This is a genomic window from Paenibacillus xylanexedens, assembly GCF_007676705.1.
GTDB classification, from domain to species: domain Bacteria; phylum Bacillota; class Bacilli; order Paenibacillales; family Paenibacillaceae; genus Paenibacillus; species Paenibacillus xylanexedens_C.
This window is the reverse complement of sequence record NZ_VEBF01000736.1, coordinates 1-231: the sequence shown is the minus strand read 5'-3', so window position 1 is coordinate 231 and position 231 is coordinate 1. Positions and strand designations below refer to the sequence as shown.

Annotated in this window: 1 protein-coding gene; it reads left to right on the top strand. The window is 45.9% G+C overall.

Annotated elements, in window-relative coordinates; all coding sequences use genetic code 11:
• Window positions 1-231 (top strand): hypothetical protein (locus FS628_RS32420; RefSeq protein WP_222125360.1); only part of this gene is annotated, 231 nt, incomplete at both ends.

Below are 231 nucleotides of genomic sequence, written 5' to 3'. Positions count from 1 at the left end.
TGATCAGCGAGGGTGATTGGGTTGAAAGATATTATGGTAGGGTTGGTGGTGTGGGTTGTATTTTTTGTGGTGTTTTGTTTTATTGCAGTGGATGGTTATATGGGATGGGTATTATGGAATGGAAGTGTAGGGGGTGTGTTGTGGAATGGAATGGAGGGGAAGAAGATGAAGTAGGAAGAGATGAGGTTTGGGGGAGCAGATGGGAGGGGGAGGATGGAGGGATGGTATATT